The organism is Bradyrhizobium australafricanum, assembly GCF_020329495.1.
In the GTDB taxonomy this organism is placed as follows: domain Bacteria; phylum Pseudomonadota; class Alphaproteobacteria; order Rhizobiales; family Xanthobacteraceae; genus Bradyrhizobium; species Bradyrhizobium australafricanum.
In genome coordinates, this window is record NZ_JAGKJL010000190.1 from 1 (window position 1) to 829 (window position 829).

Annotated in this window: 2 protein-coding genes; both read left to right on the forward strand. The window is 63.1% G+C overall.

What is annotated here, in order from left to right; genetic code table 11:
* Nucleotides 1-332: integrase core domain-containing protein (locus tag J6525_RS46480; RefSeq protein ID WP_225649619.1), on the forward strand; the 332-nt coding region annotated here is incomplete at its 5' end.
* A 283-nt stretch (nt 333-615) separates the two neighbouring features.
* The coding region (locus J6525_RS46485; RefSeq protein ID WP_225649207.1) for a transposase at nt 616-829 on the forward strand (214 nt) is incomplete at its 3' end.

Here is an 829-nt window from a genome sequence, read left to right on the forward strand (position 1 = left end):
AACCTTCCGGCGACCACCCCTTTGATCGGCTCTGCAAGCAGCGCGGCATCCAGCATCGCCTGACCAAGCCTTACCACCCGCAGACCAACGGCCTCGTCGAACGCTTCAACCGGCGTATCGCCGAAGCCATTGGCCGCGAACAAAAGCGCGGCAGCGCCCGGCGGACCTTCATCGACCATGCCGATCGCGACGCCTTCATCGCCAAGTTCGTCCACGACTACAACCGGACTCGCCTCAAATGCCTCGGCTACCAGGCCCCGATCCAGGCCGTTGCTAAACTCACGGGACTGAACACGAAAGCAGGGGCCCGTACTCCGCGGCCTGTGTCGTGAACGGGACTCGTCGTTCCGCCGTCGTGCAGCAATGACCGTTTGTGGTTATGAGTCCCTGCTTTCGCAGCGACGACGGGAGGAGGGGGCGCGCGTATCAACTCCATCACCGTCACCCTGAGGAGGCCGCGCAGCGGCCGTCTCGAAGGGTCGACGGCCACCACCCGGGCCGTGCATCCTTCGAGGCCCGCTTGCGCGTGCACCTCAGAGCCTGACTGAAAAATGGGTGAGTGATCTCAGTGGGGTGTGATTCCATCGGATTTGCAAAGATTCGAGGGAGAGCACGATGCCCTGGACCAAGATCACTCGGGAGCAATATCGGCGGGACGATCTGCGTTATGCAAGCGATATGACCGATGCGGAGTGGGCGCTGATCAGACGCCTGTTGCCGCGAGCGAACCGGCGCGGCCGGCCGCGTAAGACGGAGCTGCGTCGTGTGATCGAAGCGATCCTCTATATCGTTTCGACCGGCTGCCAGTGGCGGGCGTTGCCGCAGGAGT